The 16,712-nt window shown below is 70.2% G+C and carries 18 protein-coding genes; 9 read left to right on the top strand and 9 right to left on the bottom strand.

Features of this window, described 5'->3' with window-relative positions; all coding sequences use genetic code 11:
* Window positions 1-20: 20 nt before the first annotated feature.
* Together G3I19_RS05185 and G3I19_RS05180 are read right to left on the bottom strand one after the other, a co-directional pair.
* Window positions 21-611, bottom strand: coding sequence for a DUF305 domain-containing protein (locus G3I19_RS05185; protein ID WP_239073983.1), 591 nt, complete (start codon window positions 609-611; stop codon window positions 21-23).
* Window positions 612-679: 68 nt separating this feature from the next.
* Entirely contained in the window at window positions 680-1,363 is a 684-nt protein-coding gene (locus tag G3I19_RS05180; protein ID WP_239073979.1) for a DUF3105 domain-containing protein, read from the bottom strand.
* Between the two features lie 142 nt (window positions 1,364-1,505).
* Between G3I19_RS05180 and G3I19_RS37275 the strand changes: the two genes are divergently transcribed.
* From G3I19_RS37275 to G3I19_RS05150, 7 genes are all read left to right on the top strand, one after another.
* Entirely contained in the window at window positions 1,506-1,679 is a 174-nt protein-coding gene (locus G3I19_RS37275; RefSeq protein WP_239073984.1) for a hypothetical protein, read from the top strand.
* Window positions 1,676-2,134 (top strand): monovalent cation/H+ antiporter complex subunit F, encoded by a 459-nt coding sequence (locus G3I19_RS05175; protein WP_164259943.1) that lies wholly within the window; start codon window positions 1,676-1,678, stop codon window positions 2,132-2,134. Before G3I19_RS37275 ends, G3I19_RS05175 begins: the two co-directional genes overlap by 4 nt.
* Entirely contained in the window at window positions 2,127-2,393 is a 267-nt protein-coding gene (locus tag G3I19_RS05170) for a DUF4040 domain-containing protein (RefSeq protein WP_164259940.1), read from the top strand. The genes G3I19_RS05175 and G3I19_RS05170 overlap by 8 nt, the downstream gene beginning before the upstream one ends.
* A complete protein-coding gene (locus G3I19_RS05165) occupies window positions 2,390-3,139 on the top strand; it encodes an MnhB domain-containing protein (protein WP_164259939.1) in 750 nt (249 codons plus the stop codon). The genes G3I19_RS05170 and G3I19_RS05165 overlap by 4 nt, the downstream gene beginning before the upstream one ends.
* Window positions 3,139-3,486 carry a sodium:proton antiporter gene (locus tag G3I19_RS05160; protein ID WP_164259937.1) on the top strand — a complete coding sequence of 116 codons (348 nt, stop codon included), beginning with the start codon at window positions 3,139-3,141 and terminating at the stop codon, window positions 3,484-3,486. Before G3I19_RS05165 ends, G3I19_RS05160 begins: the two co-directional genes overlap by 1 nt.
* Window positions 3,483-5,255, top strand: coding sequence for a complex I subunit 5 family protein (locus G3I19_RS05155; protein ID WP_239073978.1), 1,773 nt, complete (start codon window positions 3,483-3,485; stop codon window positions 5,253-5,255). Before G3I19_RS05160 ends, G3I19_RS05155 begins: the two co-directional genes overlap by 4 nt.
* Before the next feature lie 172 nt (window positions 5,256-5,427).
* A complete protein-coding gene (locus tag G3I19_RS05150) occupies window positions 5,428-6,789 on the top strand; it encodes a glutamine synthetase family protein (protein WP_164259935.1) in 1,362 nt (453 codons plus the stop codon).
* A 102-nt stretch (window positions 6,790-6,891) separates the two neighbouring features.
* Here G3I19_RS05150 and argH read toward each other — a convergent pair whose 3' ends face one another.
* The 6 genes from argH to G3I19_RS05120 are packed head-to-tail and all read right to left on the bottom strand — an operon-like array spanning window position 6,892 to window position 12,785.
* Window positions 6,892-8,187, bottom strand: coding sequence for an argininosuccinate lyase (argH, locus tag G3I19_RS05145; RefSeq protein ID WP_164259933.1), 1,296 nt, complete (start codon window positions 8,185-8,187; stop codon window positions 6,892-6,894).
* Window positions 8,188-8,212: 25 nt separating this feature from the next.
* Entirely contained in the window at window positions 8,213-8,902 is a 690-nt protein-coding gene (locus G3I19_RS05140) for an AroM family protein (RefSeq protein WP_164259932.1), read from the bottom strand.
* Window positions 8,899-10,149, bottom strand: coding sequence for an amidohydrolase family protein (locus G3I19_RS05135; RefSeq protein ID WP_164259930.1), 1,251 nt, complete (start codon window positions 10,147-10,149; stop codon window positions 8,899-8,901). Before G3I19_RS05135 ends, G3I19_RS05140 begins: the two co-directional genes overlap by 4 nt.
* Window positions 10,146-11,081, bottom strand: coding sequence for a transporter substrate-binding domain-containing protein (locus tag G3I19_RS05130; RefSeq protein WP_164259928.1), 936 nt, complete (start codon window positions 11,079-11,081; stop codon window positions 10,146-10,148). Before G3I19_RS05130 ends, G3I19_RS05135 begins: the two co-directional genes overlap by 4 nt.
* Window positions 11,081-11,857 (bottom strand): amino acid ABC transporter ATP-binding protein, encoded by a 777-nt coding sequence (locus tag G3I19_RS05125; protein ID WP_203599195.1) that lies wholly within the window; start codon window positions 11,855-11,857, stop codon window positions 11,081-11,083. Before G3I19_RS05125 ends, G3I19_RS05130 begins: the two co-directional genes overlap by 1 nt.
* On the bottom strand, window positions 11,850-12,785 hold the full coding sequence (locus G3I19_RS05120; RefSeq protein ID WP_164259926.1) for an amino acid ABC transporter permease: 936 nt from the start codon (window positions 12,783-12,785) through the stop codon (window positions 11,850-11,852). The genes G3I19_RS05125 and G3I19_RS05120 overlap by 8 nt, the downstream gene beginning before the upstream one ends.
* Before the next feature lie 195 nt (window positions 12,786-12,980).
* On the opposite strand from G3I19_RS05120, the gene G3I19_RS38215 reads away from it, so the two are divergent.
* The gene (locus G3I19_RS38215) at window positions 12,981-14,621 is read left to right on the top strand and encodes a helix-turn-helix domain-containing protein (protein ID WP_164259924.1); all 1,641 of its coding nucleotides are present in this window, start codon (window positions 12,981-12,983) and stop codon (window positions 14,619-14,621) included.
* Window positions 14,622-15,000: 379 nt separating this feature from the next.
* Here the strand turns inward: G3I19_RS38215 and G3I19_RS05110 are convergent, their stop codons facing one another.
* Window positions 15,001-15,564 (bottom strand): GNAT family N-acetyltransferase, encoded by a 564-nt coding sequence (locus G3I19_RS05110; RefSeq protein ID WP_164259967.1) that lies wholly within the window; start codon window positions 15,562-15,564, stop codon window positions 15,001-15,003.
* 354 nt (window positions 15,565-15,918) lie between these two features.
* Here G3I19_RS05110 and G3I19_RS05105 point away from each other — a divergent pair, with 354 nt between their 5' ends.
* Window positions 15,919-16,674, top strand: coding sequence for a hypothetical protein (locus G3I19_RS05105; RefSeq protein WP_164259922.1), 756 nt, complete (start codon window positions 15,919-15,921; stop codon window positions 16,672-16,674).
* The last annotated feature ends 38 nt before the right edge of the window (window positions 16,675-16,712 follow it).

The following is a 16,712-nucleotide window of genomic DNA, read 5'->3' as shown; positions in this document are numbered from 1 at the left end:
AAGAAGACACCAAGGAACGGTCATGAACCGGCAGTTGATCCCGATGTTGCCGAAGCGCCCCTTTCCTTCAGCAGATCGGCTATGAGCTGCACCTCGGACTGCTGCGCGGCCACCATGCCCTGCGCCAGCTTCTTCTCCGCACCGGTCCGGCAGAGCTGTACGCACCCCTCCGCCATATGGATACCGCCCCGGTGATGGGCCGTCATCAGCTGGAGGTAGCTGATCTCCGCCTTTCTGCCACTGAGCTTCCGCAGGGTGTCGAGCTGCGCCGTGGTGGCCATCCCCGGCATCAAGGCCCCGTCGGTGGACGGCTCCTGACCCATCCCCATCCACTGCATCGGCAGCCGCTCTGCGTCGCTCACCGGCAGCCCCCAGAGATTCAGCCAGCCCGTCATCATGCCGCGCTGGTTGGCCTGGGTGTTGGCGATGTCGTACGCGAGACGGCGCACATCGGCGTCCTTCGTGCGGTCCCGCACGATGAACGACATCTCCACGGCCTGCTGGTGGTGGACCGACATGTCACGCGCGAAACCGGCGTCGGCCGAGCCCGCCGTGGGTGTACGGGCAGCGGGGGCGGCGGTCTCCTTGTCACTTCCGGTGGTGAACGCCATGGTCGCGGCGGCCGCGCAGAGCAGGACCAGAACGGCGGCGGCGACGGCCATCAGCCGGGTGCTCCTGCTCACTGGCCGTCCAGCCCGCCCGTGCACGCGGCGCCCGGTTCCGGGGTCTGCGGGCCCTGTACGTACTTGGTGAAGAACTGGTTCACCCTCGGGTCGTCGGCGCCGTCCACCGTCACCTGCTTCCCCCAGGCGCTCAGCATGATGGCGCCCGACTGGCCGGGGTAGGGGCTCATCAGCGAGTACGGGGTCCTGGCCACCTTCGCGCCGAGCTTCTTCACATCGGCGGCCGGGGCCTTGTCCGTGTAGGTGACCCAGACCGAGCCGTGCTCCAGCGAGTGCACGGCGTTCATGTCCGGGAGCGGCTTGGTGTAGACGTTCCCGTTGCAGTTCATCCAGACCTGGTTGTGGTCCCCGCCCACCGGCGGTGTCATCGGGTAGTCCACCTTCGTGGTGACGTGGGTACGGCCGAGCTTCTTGATGTCCCAGTCCTTCTCACCCTTGATGGGCCCGGCCGTCGTACCGCCGTCCCCCTTGGCGTCGGACGCGGTGCTGCCGGCGGTGCTGTCGGACTGCGACGAGTGGTCGCTGACGAGATACGTGCCGAAGCCGATCAGCCCCGCCACGGCGACGGCCGCCACCGTGATCACGGCGATGCGCACCCGGCGCTCGCGCGACCTGTCCGCACGGCGCATCTCCTCTATACGGGTCTTGCGATCGTTCTTCGAGCTCTGCGTCGAAGCCATCGATGAGTCCTCAAGTCCTGGTGGGATACGGACGGTCCGGGGGCTCAGATCGTAATGGCGGGGCACGCGGCATGGCACAGGGCCTGAGCGGCCGGAGTGCGGCACTGTGGCCGGGGCACCGGCACACGGAGGTGGACGAAGGGTGCACAAGTACGCGATCGCTGCGGAACTGCTGCTCTGGTGGGCGGCCCTGACGGGATTGTGGCTGATTCTCATCAGTACCGTGGACGGACTGGAAGCGGTGGTCGGAACAGCGCTCGCGCTGCCGACGGCGGTCGCCGCCCGCGCGGCGCGGACCGCGGTGAGGCAGCGGTGAACGGCTGGCTGTTCGCCGCCGCCACGCTGCTGGTGTGCGGGGTCGCGCCCGCCCTGTGGGGCGTGGCCACCGGGCCGCTGCGGCGCCGTGTCGTCGCCCAGAACCTGGCCACCCTGCTGGTCTGTCTCGCCCTGCTGCTGCTCGCCCAGGGGTACGGCCGCCCCTCCGCGTACACCGATCTGGCCCTGGTACTGGCGCTGCTCGGCCCGGTCGGGAGCCTGGTGTACGCCCGGCTGCTCGCCGACGACCTGGCGGACGACCCGCCGCACAGCTCCCGGACCACCTGGCCCGCGATCGCCGCCACCGCGCTGGTGGTGCTGCCGCTGTGCGTGGTCACAGGTCCCGGCCGGGCGACGGCCAAACTGCTCGTCATCGGGGCCCTGCTGGTCGCCGGGAACGTCGTCGCGTCCCGGGCACTCGACGACCCGGCCCCGGAGGCGGCGCCCCATGACTGACGCACTGACCGTCATCTCCCTGCTGCTGGTCGCGGCCGCGGCCACCGCGGCCGTCCTGGTCCGCGACCCCGCAAGACAGGCGTTGGTCCTCTCGCTCCTCGGCCTCGCGCTGGCCGTCCTGTTCACCGTTCTCCAGGCCCCGGACGTGGCGCTCTCCCAGCTCTCGGTGGGCTCGGCGCTCACCCCGCTGCTGGTGCTCCTGTCCGTACGCAAGGTCCGCCGCAGGCGCCGGGGCGAGCACAAGGAGCACAGCGGATGACCCGGCGGCTGCGCCTGTGGGTCCTGGCCGTGGGCCTGGCCGGGCTCGCCGCCATGCTCGCCGGCGCCTACCGGCTCCTCCCGCGGTTCGGCGGCGCCGTCCACCCGTACGGCGACCGCGCGGTGCGGGCCTCGCTGAGCCGGCACACCGCCAACGTCATCTCGTCCGTCAACTTCGACCAGCGGGCCTTCGACACCCTGGGGGAGGAGAGCATCCTCTTCGGCGCGGTCCTCGGCACGGTCGTGCTGCTGCGCCAGACCCGGGGCGAGCGGCAGTACCGCCCCCAGCCCGCGCCGGTCCTGCGGTCCGTGCGCCGCTACGCGCTGGTGGCGCTGCCCGTCACGCTGCTCGCGGGGGCGTACGTGGTCGCGCACGGCCAGCTCAGCCCCGGCGGCGGATTCCAGGGCGGCGTCGTCATGGCCACCGCCCTGCACCTGCTCTACATCGCGGTCGACTACCGGGCGCTGGAGCGGGTCAGGCCCATCGGCGTCTACCACATCGGTGACGCGGCGGGCGAGGGCGCCTATCTGGTCCTGGGGCTCGCGGGGCTCCTCTGCGGGACCTCCTTCCTCGCCAACTTCCTCCCGTACGGCACCTTCAACACCCTCGCGTCGGGCGGGACCGTGCCGCTGCTCAACGCGGCCATCGGAGTGGAGGTCGCCTGCGCGGTGGTCGTCCTGCTCGCCGGCTTCCTCGACCAGGCACTGGAGATCGAGGAGACGGACACGGAGAAGGAGACACAGTGATGTCCGTACTGCCGTACGCGATCGCCGGGTGGATCTTCATCATCGGCGTCTACGGCCTCGCCACCAGCCGCAACCTCATCCATGCCGTCGGCTGCCTCGCCGTCTGCCAGTCCTCCACCTATGTGCTGCTGCTCTCCGTCGGCTACCGCGACGGCGGCACCGCCCCGGTCTTCTCCGATCTGCAGCCGGGCTCGCGGCCCCTGGTGGACCCCATCGTGCAGGCCCTGGCCCTGACCGACGTGGTGGTCGGCGCGACCCTCACCGCGCTGCTGCTCGCCCTCGTCGTGCAGGTCGACAAACGGCACGGCACCGTCGACCCCGACGAACTCTCCGAGCTGCGCGGATGACCGGGTCCCGGCAGCTGAACGAGCTGCTGCCGCTCATCGTGGCGCTGCCGCTCGTCGGCGCCGTCGTGCTGGTCGCCGCCGGGCGCAGGCTGCCCAGGATCGCCGCCGAAGGGATCGCCGCCGCCTTCGCGGCGGGCACCGCCGCGCTCGCCGCCGTACTGCTCACGGGAGGCACGGACCACGCCGCCGAGTGGGTCGGCGGCTGGACCCCGGAGCACGGACAGAGCGTCGGCATCGTCCTGGCCGGCGACCCGCTCGCGCTCGGCCTCGCCACCCTGATCTCGCTGCTCGTCGTCGCCGTACTCGCCTACTCCTGGCGGTACTTCGCCGAGCCGCCGCTGCGGCACGCCGGGGCGTTCCCCGCGCTCGTCCTGCTCTTCCAGGCCGGCATGTGCGGCTTCGTCCTGACCGGCGACCTCTTCAACGCCTTCGTCTTCTTCGAGCTGATGAGCGTGGTCGCCTACGCGCTCACCGGCTACCGGGTCGAGGAGGCGAAAGCGGTCCAGGGCGCGCTCACCTTCGGCATCGTCAACTCACTCGGCGCGTACGCCACACTCACCGGGATCGTGCTGCTCTACGCCCGCACCGGTGAGCTGGGCATGCGGGCCATCGGACGGCGCCTCGACGAACAGGGCGGCCCCGACGCCCTCGTGATCACGGCCTTCGTCCTCATCCTCACCGGACTCCTCGTCAAAGCGGCCGCCGTCCCCTTCCACTTCTGGCTCCCCGACGCGCATGCCGTCGCCCCCACCCCGGTCTGCATGCTGCTCTCCGGGGTGATGGTCGAGCTCGGGGTGTACGGGACGGGACGGGTCTACTGGACCGTCTTCGGCGGTCCCGGTGGTGTCCCGGCGCCCGCGGCCGAACGGGCCCTGGTGACGCTCGGCGTACTGACCGCGCTGGTCGGGGCCGTCATGTGCTGGTACCAGCGCCATCTCAAACGGCTGCTCGCCTTCTCGACCGTCGCGCACACCGGGCTCTTCCTCGTCGGTACCGGCCTGCTCACCCCGCAGGCGTCGGCGGGCGTCGCGCTGTACGTACTCGGACACGCGGGGGTGAAAGCGGCGCTCTTCGCCTGCGCCGGGATCCTCCTCGACCGCTACGGCTCCATCGACGAGCACGAACTGCACGGCAGAGCGCGTGGACTCCCCGCCGTCGGCGTGCTGTTCACGGCCGGCGGCCTCGCACTCGCCGGGCTGCCGCCGTTCGGTACGGCGCTGGGCAAGGCGGTGATCGAGGAGTCGGCGGGACCGCCTCTCACGGTGCTCTGTGTCGCGGTGTCGGCGCTCACCGGGGGAGCGGTGCTGCGCGTGGCCGCACGGGTCTTCGGCGGGTTCGGCCGGCGCCCAGGCGAGCAGCGCGGCGGGCCGTACGAGACGAGCGGCGAGCACGAGGAGCCGGAGACCGGCGGGCGGCCGCTGTCCCGGGTCCCCGACACCATGCTCGTCGTACCTGCGGTCCTGCTCGCCGGGGCGCTGGCCGCAGGTCTGGTTCCGGGCATCGCGGGCGGGATCGGCCACGCGCTGGACGAGGCGCTCCCGGGGAAGGCGGAGCACGCACCGCAGTGGTCGGCTGCCGGGGTGCTCCTGGGGCTGCTGTCCACGGTGCTCGCCGCCGCCCTGGCCACGGTGGCCGTACGGCGGCCGGCCCGCGCGGGCGGCCCCGCCAGGTTCCAGCCACTGCGCCGGCTCCACTCGGGGCACGTCGGCGACTACGTCGCGTGGCTGGCCGCGGGGGTGTCCCTGCTGGGTGCGCTGGTCCGCTGGTAGCGCACGCTTCCATGTGACTCACAATGGAGGCTGCGGGACACCCGAGCGGGGTGAGATGTTCGGACGAGGGTTCGCAACAAGCTGGAAATCGTGTGGTGGGATGCTCATGAGCCCCGGGGACTCCGGAGGCGTGGGAGCAGGTGGCTGACCAGCAAGGATAGGTAGGAACGGTATGGATAAACAGCAGGAATTCGTGCTCCGTACGCTGGAGGAGCGCGACATCCGCTTTGTGCGCCTGTGGTTCACCGACGTCCTCGGGTTCCTCAAGTCGGTCGCCGTGGCACCCGCCGAGCTTGAGCAGGCGTTCGACGAGGGCATCGGCTTCGACGGGTCGGCCATCGAGGGCTTCGCCCGGGTCTACGAGTCCGACATGATCGCCAAACCGGACCCCAGCACCTTCCAGATCCTGCCGTGGCGTGCGGAGGCTCCCGGCACCGCCCGGATGTTCTGCGACATCCTGATGCCGGACGGCTCCCCGTCCTTCGCCGATCCCCGCTACGTACTGAAGCGGATCCTGGCCAAGACCTCCGACCTGGGCTTCACCTTCTACACCCACCCGGAGATCGAGTTCTACCTCCTGAAGGACAAGCCGCTCGACGGCACCCGCCCCACCCCCGCCGACAACTCCGGCTACTTCGACCACACTCCGCAGAACGTCGGCATGGACTTCCGCCGCCAGGCGATCACCATGCTCGAATCCATGGGAATCTCGGTCGAGTTCAGCCACCACGAGGGTGCGCCGGGCCAGCAGGAGATCGATCTGCGGTACGCGGACGCGCTGTCGACCGCCGACAACATCATGACCTTCCGGCTCGTCATGAAGCAGGTCGCACTTGAGCAGGGGGTGCAGGCCACCTTCATGCCGAAGCCGTTCAGCGAGTACCCCGGCTCGGGCATGCACACCCACCTCTCGCTCTTCGAGGGCGACCGCAACGCCTTCTACGAGTCGGGCTCCGAGTACCAGCTCTCCAAGGTGGGCCGCTCCTTCATCGCGGGCCTGCTGACGCATGCCGCCGAGGTCTGCGCGGTCACCAACCAGTGGGTCAACTCGTACAAGCGGATCTGGGGCGGCTCGGCGCGCAGCGCGGGTGCGGGCGGCGAGGCCCCCTCGTACATCTGCTGGGGCCACAACAACCGCTCGGCGCTGATCCGCGTCCCGATGTACAAGCCGGGCAAGACCGGCTCGGCCCGGGTCGAGGTCCGCTCCATCGACTCCGGGGCCAACCCGTACCTGACGTACGCGCTGCTGCTCGCCGCGGGCCTCAAGGGCATCGAGGAGAGCTACGAACTCCCGGCCGGCGCCGACGACGACGTGTGGGCGCTCTCCGACTCGGAACGCCGCGCGATGGGCATCGAACCGCTGCCGCAGAACCTGGGCGAGGCGATCGAACTGATGGAACGCAGCGAGCTGGTGGCCGAGACGCTCGGCGAGCATGTCTTCGACTTCTTCCTGCGCAACAAGAAGCAGGAGTGGGAGGAGTACCGCTCCGAGGTCACCGCTTTCGAGCTGCGGAAGAACCTGCCGGTGTTGTAGGGGCGGGGCGGTGGTGCTTCTCCTCGTGGAGCGACGGCTGCGGGCCGGCGGCGCGATGCTGCCGGCCCGCAGCCGTTCCGCCGGCCCTGACGGCCGCCGCGCCTACGGCACGAGGTCGTCGAGGCGCGCCTGGAGCCGGTCGAGCTGCTCCCGGTAGGCGGCGGGCATACCCCGCGCGTGACGTGCGGCGACCGCCTCCTCGACCGTGGGGGACATGAACTGCTCGCCCGCCGCGACTCGCGCGGCGACGGCGTGGTGGGCGTCACGGAAGGTGCTCCCCTCGACGACCAGCCGTTCCGCCACATCGGTCGCCACCGTGCGCCCATCGGCCGCGGCCGCGTGCATGGTGTCGGCGTTGAATCCGATCGTGCCGTAGGCCAGCGAGAACACCTCCGCGGACTGCCGTACGGCATCGATCTGCTCGAACGCCTCCGGCCTGGTGTCCTGCAGGTCGCGGTTGTACGAGAGAGGAATCCCCTTGTGCAGGGCGAGCAACCCGGTGAGCCTGCCGATGGCGATGCCCGTGCGTCCCCTCACGAGTTCGGCGACGTCGGGGTTCTTCTTCTGCGGCATCATGCTGGAACCGGTCGCGACGGAGTCCGCCAGTTCCGCGAAGGCGAACTCCTGCGAGGTCCACAGCACGAGCTCCTCGGCCATGCGTGAGAGGTGCACCATCGTCACCGTCGCCGCGTAGCACAGGTCGAGCAGGAAGTCCCGGTCGGCCACGGCGTCGAGGCTGTTCTCGAAGCTCGCCGTCATGCCGAGTTCGTCCGCGCTGAACTCCGGGTCAAGACCGAGACTGCTGCCCGCGAGAGCCCCCGCGCCGAGCGGAGAGACGGCGGCGGCTTCTCCTGCGGCGCCGAACCGGGCGATGTCACGCAGGAGTGCGGTGGCGTGCGCCGCGAGGTGGTGCCCCAGGGTGATCGGCTGTGCACGCTGCAGGTGGGTGTAGCCGGGGAGGATCAGATCGCCGTCGCCGCGTGCGCGGTCGAGGAGGGTCTGTACCAGCTTGCCCACCGAGTGCGCCGCCCCGGCGGCGGCGTCGCGGGCCCACAGCCGGGTGGCCACGGCCGTCTGGTCGTTGCGGGAGCGCCCGGCGTGCACGCGCTTCCCGAGTTCACCGAGGCGCTCGACGAGGATGCGCTCGATCATGGAGTGGATGTCCTCGTCGCGGTCGGGCGCGAACTCCACATCGGCCAGCGCGTCCCGCAGCGCCCGCGCATCCGACGCGTCGAGCAGCCCCTGGCGTTCGAGCATGCGGACGTGGACGATCGAGGCCCTGATGTCGTACGGCAGCAGCCGGCGGTCCTGCTCGACGAGCACGCTGAAGTCGAACACCTGTGGATCGAGGCCGCGTTCCAGGCGTCCGCTCCACAGGGGCTTGGGTCGGGTCGTCATTCCTACTCCGTTTCGTCGGGTCTCGTCAGCGTGCGCGGTGCTCGGGGTCCGGCACGGTGAGAGCGGTGAGCGCGTGGCCGAGCACCACCGCGGGGCAGATCACCGGGAGGGCGGAGCCGCGTGCGGCCTCCGCCTGGTGCCCGGCGTCGAAACCCATGCAGTCCAGTACCAGGAGCGTCGCGCCGGAATCGGCCAGCTCGCGTGCGGCCTCGGTCACGGGCGGCCCGTCGCCGTACGGGTCGGCCGCCGCGTACAGCACCTCCGGACCATGGTGGGCCCAGGACTCGGGCGCATCGGCGAGATCGGAGGGAAGGCTGATCACACCCAGCCGCCGGCCCTGCGCGGTGGCGGCGACAGTGCCGTGCAGGATGGCGCCGGAGTCGAGGAGCAGCAGTCCCTCGCGCGCGATGTCCGGGAGCGCGCCGGTGCACAGATAGGCCGCGAGCCGTACGTCGGACGGCAGCCTGGCCACGGCAGCCCGCAACAGCGAAGGCAGTGCGTCCCGCCGGACCACGACGGTGCTGCCGTCGGCGAGCCGTGTTTCGATGCCCGCCGGGCCCGCCGGGGCCTCCAGCTCGCCGAGCTGTTCGGACGACAGGCCGTCCAGCGCGCCCTCACACACCAACGGGACATTCGCCCCGAGGATGCCGGCGAGGGCCGGCTCGATGTCGGTTCGCGGGCTCTGGCCGATGGTGAGCAGGCCGATGGGCCTCATGCGGAACCGCCCAGGACGACGCGTCCCTCGATGACCACCGCGCCGAGGGGCGCGGTGCCCATGCTGACGCAGATCTCGTTGGGATGCGGGCAGTCGACGATGGTGAGATCGCCGCGCTTCCCGAGGTCGATCGAGCCGCGGTCGTGGCCGCGTGCGCAGGCGTAGGCGGCGTTCAGTGTGGTCGCGACGATCGCTTCGGCAGGGGTCATGCGGAACCAGCTGGTCCCGAGCGCGAGGCTGAGCAGGGTCGACGTCGGGTGGAGGGCGGAGCAGTAGTCGGTCGCCAGCGCCACCGGGACTCCCTCGTCGATGAACAGCCGTGCGTTGGCCCGGCGTTCGTCGAGGTAGAGCTGCTCGGCGACCGGCAGCAGCACGGCGACCGTGGAGGTGGTTCCCACCTCGCGGATCTCGGAGTCCGGGGTGTAGGTCAGGTGGTCGGCGGCGATCGCGCCACCGGCGACCGCCGTCGCCCAGCCGCGCGAGGCGGCATTGGCGTCGGCGTGCACCCGTGCGGGGAGTCCCGCCTTCCGGGAGGCGTCCAGCAGCTCCGCGGCGACGCCCTCGTCGAAGACTCCCCTCTCGCACACGAGGTCGTGCAGGTCGGCGATGCCCTGCTCGACCACGGCGGGGAGCATCTCGTCGCGCACGAGCCCGGCGTAGCTCTCCGCGTCCGCCGCCTCGGGGGGCACCACATGCGCACCGAGGAAGGTCAGCACCAGCGACTGCGGCGTCGTGGCCCGCGAGCGGTGCAGCAGGTCGAGTGCGCGCAGTTCCTGACGCGTCGACTGTCCGTACCCCGTCTTCACCTCGACGGTCGTGGCGCCCCCGCGCAGCAGCCTCGCGTAGGCACGTGCGGCGTCGGAGAGCAGCGCACCGTCATCGGCCTCGCGGGTGTGCAGCACGGCCGCGCCTATCCCGCGCGGCGCGGTCGGGTCCCGCGGGACTGTGCCGGAGAGCTTCTCCGCGTACTCGTGGTGCCGGTCACCGCCGAAGAGCGGGTGGGTGTGGGACTCGACCAGCCCCGGCAGAACGGTGCGTCCGCGGGCGTCCAGCGTCGGGGCGGGGCCCGCGGCGCGCAGCACCTCGTCGGTCGGTCCTGCGGCTACGATGCGGCCGGACCGGATGGCGACCGCGCCGTCGGTGAGGATCTCCACCTCGCCCTGCGCCCGCCCGCGCCTGGGGCCGCCGTCGTCCCGGACGAGGACGAGGGCCGCGGCGCCCACCACGTTGAGGTCTTCTCCGCTCATTGCCTTCCCTTCAGGTTCAAGCCAGGTTTCGGTAGCGCGGACCCCTGCAAGTTCCAGGTCCTCAGCAACTCGGCGTACACGCCGTCGCCGAAGAGCTTGCGGGCCGCGTGGAGCACCGCCGTTGTGAGCTGCTTCTTGTGCTTCGAGATCGCTATCGCGTACGGGGCGGGGTTCAGCGGCTTCCCCAGCCGGACGAAGGTGCCGGGCGCCTGCTTCATGACGTAGGCAAGCGTCTCCGGTTCCTGTACGGAGGCGTCCACCCGGCCCTGCTGCAGCTGCAGTCGGGCGCTGGCCGACGAGTCCACGCCGACGATGTCGATCGGTGGCTTCCCGGCCGCCACACACTGTTCGGCGCTGAACTTCTGGATCGTGCCGTAGTTGTCGGTGGTCTTGCTCAGCCCGATCGACCGTCCGCAGAGCTGACCGAGGCCGTGCTGGGCGCCGGCCTTCCGCGTGGTGGTGAAGACCTGGGCGCCGGACTGGAAGTAATCGATCATGTCCAGGGTCTGCTCCCGGGCCCTGGAGTCGGACAGCCCGGAGATCACCAGGTCCACGCGGTCGGTGTTGAGCGAGTTGATCAACTGGTCGAACGGCGAGACCGATACCTGCAGGCGGACCCCGAGCGTCCTGGCCAGCGCCCGCGCGAAGTCCAGGTCGAATCCGTGCATCTCCTCCGAGCCAGGTGGCTTGAACTCCATCGGCGCGAAGATGGGGTTCAGGCCGAGGACCAGGCGGCCGCTCCTGCGCACATCGGCCGGCAGCATCTGCCGCAGCCGTGGGTCGACCTGTACGGAGTCGAGCGCCTTCCGGTTCGACGGGGGATGCAGCGCCGGGGTGTCCCGCGGGCTGCCGCATCCGGCGATGGCGAGCAGCATGACGACGGTCGGCACGATCAGCGCGCGCGGCGTGCGCCGCCTGGTGGGGATCGCCATCACAGCACCTTGGACAGGAAGGAGCGGCAGCGGTCACTCCGGGGGTTCTCCAGCACGTCGGAGGGTTTCCCCGCCTCGACGATCACGCCGCCGTCCATGAAGGCGACCGTGTCGGCGACCTCACGGGCGAAACCCATCTCGTGGGTGACCACGATCATCGTCATGTCGCGCGCGGCAAGCGCGCGCATCACGCCGAGCACATCGCCGACGAGCTCGGGGTCGAGCGCCGAGGTCGGTTCGTCGAACAGCAGCACTGCCGGATCCATCGCCAGTGCGCGGGCGATCGCCACCCGCTGCTGCTGGCCGCCGGAGAGCTGCGAGGGGTAGTTGCCCTCCTTCCCGGCGAGGCCGACCTGGGCAAGCAGCTCACGGCCATGCGTCGCGGCGGCCGCCTTCGGGTGCCCGAGTACGTGCACCGGCCCCTCGATCACGTTCTCCAGCGCGTTCATGTGCGGGAACAGGTTGAAGTGCTGGAACACCATGCCGACGCGCGCGCGGAACGCAGCCACGTCGCGCTCGCTGAGCTGGTGGAGCTTGTCGCCCTTTCGGCGGTAGCCGACGAACTCGCCGCCGACTTCGAGCACACCGCCGTCGATGGCCTCCAGCCGGTTGATGCACCGCAGGAACGTGGACTTGCCCGAACCGGAGGGACCGATCAGACAGCACACCTCCCCGGCCGACACCGAGAGCGAGACCCCGTTCAGCACATCGACGTGGCCGAAGCGCTTGCGCACCTCGCGGGCGAAGACCAGTGGTTGCTGTGGTTGCTCATCCATGTGCGTCTCCCGTCCGCCGGTTCCCGCGCCGCGTCCGTCGCGTCGAGGTCATCGCCTTCCACACCGTTTCGGCCAGCGTCGGGCTGGAGCCGTGTGTGCTACCGCGGTTGAACCGCCGCTCGACGAAGTACTGCGCCACGCTGAACACCGAGACGACGACCAGGTACCAGACGGCCGCGACGATCAGCAGTTCCATCACCTTGCTGTTGATGAAGTAGATCTGCTGCGCGCTGTTGAGCAGTTCGCTGTAGGAGATCGCGCTGGCCAGAGCGGAGGTCTTGAGCAGGTTGACGAAGTCGTTGCCCAGCGGCGGGACGACCACTCGCATCGCCTGCGGAAGCACGATCCGCCGCATGATGCGCATCGGCCGCATCCCGATGGCCATGGCCGCCTCACGCTGGCCCGGGGCGACCGAGGAGATCCCGGCGCGCACGATTTCCGCGATGTAGGCGCCCTCGTTGACGCCAAGTCCCAGAACCGCGGCCACGAACGGCGTGATCAGCGACACCGTCGGTGCGCTTCCCAGGCCGGGGAGACCGATGCGCGGCAGGATGATCGCGAGGTTGAACCACATCAGCAGTTGCAGGTACACCGGCGTACCGCGGAACAGCCATACGTACAGCCACGAGATGGCCCGCGTCACCGGGTTCTCGGAGAGCCGCATCAGTGCGAAGACGATCCCGAGCACGACACCGAGCACCATCGAGACGACGGATATGAGGACCGTGTTGCCGAGGCCCTTCAGGATGACGCCGATGGTGAGGAACGAGCGGACCGTTCGCCAGTCGATCGAGCTGTGACCGAACAGCCACACTATGTATCCGAACACCACGAGCGCGATCGCGCCGTAGATCCACCGTCCGTAGTGACGCAGCGCCACCATCTCCGGTTCGCCCCGGAGAGTCGTCTCCGGGGATGTCTGCACCATGGTCTCCCCTTTGGTCGTGCCTGTTCATGCCTGGTCGTGTCTGTTCGTGCCCGGTCGTGTCTGTTCGTGCCGGATGGCTGGGCGGCGCCTCTTGTGCGGGTGCCCGTGGTCACTCTTCACCACGGCGTACGGCGCTCGCATGCTCGTGACGGAGAGAACCTGGGCCCCCGATTGCTCGTATGCGAGCATGCTCGGGTGACGACTCTTCATGAGCTGCTGCGGGGTGTCGGCGCGCGACGGCTGCGGCTCCGCACCGCGGAGGACGACGACCGGCCGATATCCGGCCCGGTCTTCGTCCACGAGCGCCCCTCGGCCGGGTGGGACAACCACGACCCCCTGGCGGGAAGCTGCCACGGGGGTGTCGCCCTGCTCGTCGGTGCGGTCCCGCAGGGCTCGGCCGTCCAGGAAACGGTCCGGTCGCTCACTGCGAGCGGCGCCGGTGCGGCGGTGGTCCGGGCATCGCCGGACGCCGGGCTCGCGTCCGCCGAGCTCGCCCGTGGTTGCGCGGAGGCCGGCATCGCACTGCTGGAGCTGGCCGATGAGGTGCCCTGGCTGGATCTGGCGGGGCAGCTCAGGGACGTTCTGACGATCACGGCATCGGCGCCGCAGCTGGGCACGGGAGCCGGCGAAGGCGTCGCCGACCTGTTCGCGCTCGCCGACATGATCGCCGCGACGGTCGGCGGCGCTGTGGCGATCGAGGACCAGCACGAGCGAGTGCTGGCCTACTCCAGCCTCGCGGACCAGCCCACCGACGAGGTCCGCAGATCATCGATCCTCGGCAGGCAGGTGCCCGATCTGCCGTACAACCCGAACACCTACGAGCGGCTGCTGAAGTCCGTCTCGGTCGTGCGGTTCGCCGGGGTCGCGCCGACCCTGCTCCCCAGGCTCGCCGTCGCCGTACGGGCGGAGGGCGAACTGCTCGGCGCGTTGTGGGCCATCGACGCGGGAGGGGACCTCGGCGCTGCCGCGGAAGACGCGCTTCAACGCGCCGCGAACCTCACCGCGGTTCACCTCGTGCGAGCCCGCCAGGCCCGGGACGCCGAGCAACTGCAGCGGACCCGGGCACTGGAAGCGATGCTCGGCGGCACGATGACACCCAGCTCCTGTGCTGCGCAGCTCGGCACAGATGTGTCGGCCACGGCGCTCGTCGTCAGCTTCGGCGTCACTGCCGGGGAACGCTCGCCGCGATCGGTCCCGGCGCGACTCGCTCAGGTGGTCCACAGCCACTTCGAGGTCTACCGCAGGCCCGCGTTGTGCGGTGTGGTGGACGACCGGGCCTACGCGGTGCTCGCGGAACCACAACGCACCGGGGAACTGCTCGGACTGATCAGGTGGACGGCCGCGAACGCGTCCGTGGCGCTCGGTACAGCGGTGCAGGCGGGCGTCGGCCACGACACCGCGAACTGGACGGCCCTCCCACGAGCACGCCGGGACGCCGACCGGGCCCTGCGGGCCGTCTCGGCCGAGCCGTCGAGCGGTCCCGTCGCCACCTGCGCCGACGTCGCCTGCCTCGTCGTGCTGGAGGAACTCGCCTCCGACCCGAATGAGGCGCTCGCCGACCCCGTCCCCGCGGTCACGGCGATGCTCGACCACGACCGGCGATTCGGTACGCACTACGCCCGCACGGTCCACACCGTACTGGCGCACGGCCCTCGCGGCGGCGACGCGGCAACGCTGCTGAAGGTGCACCCGACCACACTGCGCTACCGCATGCGGCGTGCCGAGGAACTGTTCGGTCTCCGTCTCGACGATCCCGACGCCCGCCTCGTCACGTGGCTCCAGCTACGGCTCCGCGGCACGGCGGATTCCGCCCCTACCCGCACCGACGGGCCGTAGCGGAATCGCCTGTCATCCGCACAGCGGCGACCTTCGACGTCGGGATGCGCTCCTCCGTACGAGGTGGGTCACCGGGGGCGCCGGGACTCGGCACGCAAGTGCGGTCGCTCCGGCCTCGGTTGCGAGCCCGCCCAGCAACGCCACGCCCCCGGCCCCGGCCCCGGAGCGCAGTGTGCGGTGCACGGGGCGCGCGAATGTCAGGAAGAGACCGGCTTCCTGAGCCGCCAGAGCCGAATCCACCCAGCTCACAGCAGCGTGGATGCCGGGCGATTCTGACGGATGATCCGCCCACCAGGCTGTGCGGAAGGGCTTCTCCTGATGGAGTGACGACTGCGGGCCGACGGCGCGATGCCGCCGGCCCGGAGCTGTGTGAGGAGCCCTACTGCTGCTCCCACTGCTCCTTGGTGATCTCGTACCGTACGCCGCCGTGCTGGGCGCCCTCGACCATCTCCATGTCGGGGGGAGTGGGGATGGTGTCCGCGTGCGTCATCCGGAGCTTCTCCATGATGTTGCGCGAACCGTGGTTCACGGACATCGTCTCGGCCCAGACCATGCGCACACCGAGTTCGGTGAACGCCTTGCCCAGCAGAGCCCGCGAGCCTTCGGTGGCGTACCCCTTGCCCCAGGCCGCCCGCCGGAGCCGGTAGCCGAGTTCGACCTCGTCCAGTGGGCCCTCCCGCTCGGGACGCAGGATGAACCAGCCGATGAACGCGCCGCCGTCCTTCTCCTGTGCGGCGAACAGTCCGAGCCGGCCGTGCCACTTCTCGTAACCGGCGATGATATTCGGCAGGTAGCTCTCGCGGACGACCTCAGGCGGCGTCGGCTCGCCGCCGGTCAGATAGCGCATCACCGCCGGGTCGCTGTCCAGCTCGATCAGCAGGTCCGCGTCGTCGGCGGTGAAGTGGCGCAGAGCCAGACGCTCGGTCTCCAGATAGGTGTCCACGGAACGGATCATGCCGGATGCGGATCGGCAGCTCAACGGCTTTAATCGAACACCGGCGCTGCGACGCCAACTGCCGGGCTCAGCAACGCCGGGACCGGCCCAGGCCCAGCCCCCGCGCCTCAGGGCGGACTGTGAACTCGCCCGTCGGGGAACGGTGTTGACCGATCGCCCGCCCGGCGAAGTGCTCTTGGACTTTGCGGAGGCACCTGTTGTCTTTTCGTCGTCAGGCGTTGACGGGGTGTCAGTTGGTGCGTGAACGTGCTTGTTCAGTGCCTTCGGTGAACAGAACCACTCACCGGTAGTCCATCAGCGAGCAGTCCATCAGTGCACTCCACCCCCACTCAGGAGACACACATGCGGATCCGGCACCTGATCACCTCCGGAACACTGGCCACCGCGGCGGGCGCCGCCGTTCTGCTCATGGGGCCCGCCGGTCCCGTGCAGGCCGCCGACACCGGGCAGACCCCCGGTACGTACGCCTACTGGAGCGCACCCTCCGACGTCACATCGGTCTCCATCCCGATGACGCTCCAGCACTCGCCCGGCGACTACAACGCCTACTGGTCGACCCAGTTCGACTTCGCGGGCAGCGGTGCCTCCGGGTACATGGGGTTCCAGACCCACGCGGACGGCGGCGGGATGTTCCTCGTCTCGATCTGGAACGGTACCGAGGCCACCGCGGGCGGCTCCGGCACCTACTGCCAGGACTTCGACGAGGGCGGCACCGGCAAGACCTGCCGTCTCGACCAGCGGCCCGTCGAAGGGCACCAGTACGCGATGGAGGCGGCGCAGCAGTCCGGCTCGTACTGGAAGTACTCCATCGTCGACAGGACCGCGGGCACCACCACGGTCCTCGGCACCATCAAGATCGACGGCGACCATCCGATGGCCGGGTCCAGTTTCAACAGCTGGACCGAGTACTTCGACTGGAACAACCCGGCCACCGTCTGCGCCGACGCCAAGTACTCCAAGCTGCTGTTCGGCATCCCCACCACCAGCGCGGGCAAGGGCACTTACAACTCCTCCAGCCTCAGCGACACCTGCCAGTCCATCGCCAAGGTGACCCTGGACGCCTCCGGGGCCACCGAGGAGAACGGCATCGGGCAGTAGGCCCGGGCCCCGGCCGTCCACTACGGCATTCATCCGCG

Origin of the sequence: Streptomyces sp. SID10853 (genome assembly GCF_010548145.1) — a bacterium.
Lineage (GTDB): Bacteria > Actinomycetota > Actinomycetes > Streptomycetales > Streptomycetaceae > Streptomyces.
Note: the sequence above shows the minus strand (reverse complement) of the source record. Positions and strands in the feature narration are given on the sequence as shown.

Bases quoted from the DNA above. Each gene is read 5' to 3' on its own strand.
- G3I19_RS05150 (WP_164259935.1), top strand. From the start codon at position 5,428: ATGGATAAACAGCAGGAATTCGTGCTCCGTACGCTGGAGGAGCGCGAC.
- argH (WP_164259933.1), bottom strand. From the start codon at position 8,187: ATGACGACCCGACCCAAGCCCCTGTGGAGCGGACGCCTGGAACGCGGC.
- G3I19_RS05105 (WP_164259922.1), top strand. From the start codon at position 15,919: ATGCGGATCCGGCACCTGATCACCTCCGGAACACTGGCCACCGCGGCG.
- G3I19_RS05135 (WP_164259930.1), bottom strand. From the start codon at position 10,149: ATGAGCGGAGAAGACCTCAACGTGGTGGGCGCCGCGGCCCTCGTCCTC.
- G3I19_RS05120 (WP_164259926.1), bottom strand. From the start codon at position 12,785: ATGGTGCAGACATCCCCGGAGACGACTCTCCGGGGCGAACCGGAGATG.
- G3I19_RS05140 (WP_164259932.1), bottom strand. From the start codon at position 8,902: ATGAGGCCCATCGGCCTGCTCACCATCGGCCAGAGCCCGCGAACCGAC.
- G3I19_RS05155 (WP_239073978.1), top strand. From the start codon at position 3,483: ATGACCGGGTCCCGGCAGCTGAACGAGCTGCTGCCGCTCATCGTGGCG.
- G3I19_RS05185 (WP_239073983.1), bottom strand. From the start codon at position 611: ATGGCGTTCACCACCGGAAGTGACAAGGAGACCGCCGCCCCCGCTGCC.
- G3I19_RS05165 (WP_164259939.1), top strand. From the start codon at position 2,390: ATGACCCGGCGGCTGCGCCTGTGGGTCCTGGCCGTGGGCCTGGCCGGG.
- G3I19_RS05130 (WP_164259928.1), bottom strand. From the start codon at position 11,081: ATGGCGATCCCCACCAGGCGGCGCACGCCGCGCGCGCTGATCGTGCCG.
- G3I19_RS05180 (WP_239073979.1), bottom strand. From the start codon at position 1,363: ATGGCTTCGACGCAGAGCTCGAAGAACGATCGCAAGACCCGTATAGAG.
- G3I19_RS05160 (WP_164259937.1), top strand. From the start codon at position 3,139: ATGTCCGTACTGCCGTACGCGATCGCCGGGTGGATCTTCATCATCGGC.
- G3I19_RS05170 (WP_164259940.1), top strand. From the start codon at position 2,127: ATGACTGACGCACTGACCGTCATCTCCCTGCTGCTGGTCGCGGCCGCG.
- G3I19_RS05125 (WP_203599195.1), bottom strand. From the start codon at position 11,857: ATGGATGAGCAACCACAGCAACCACTGGTCTTCGCCCGCGAGGTGCGC.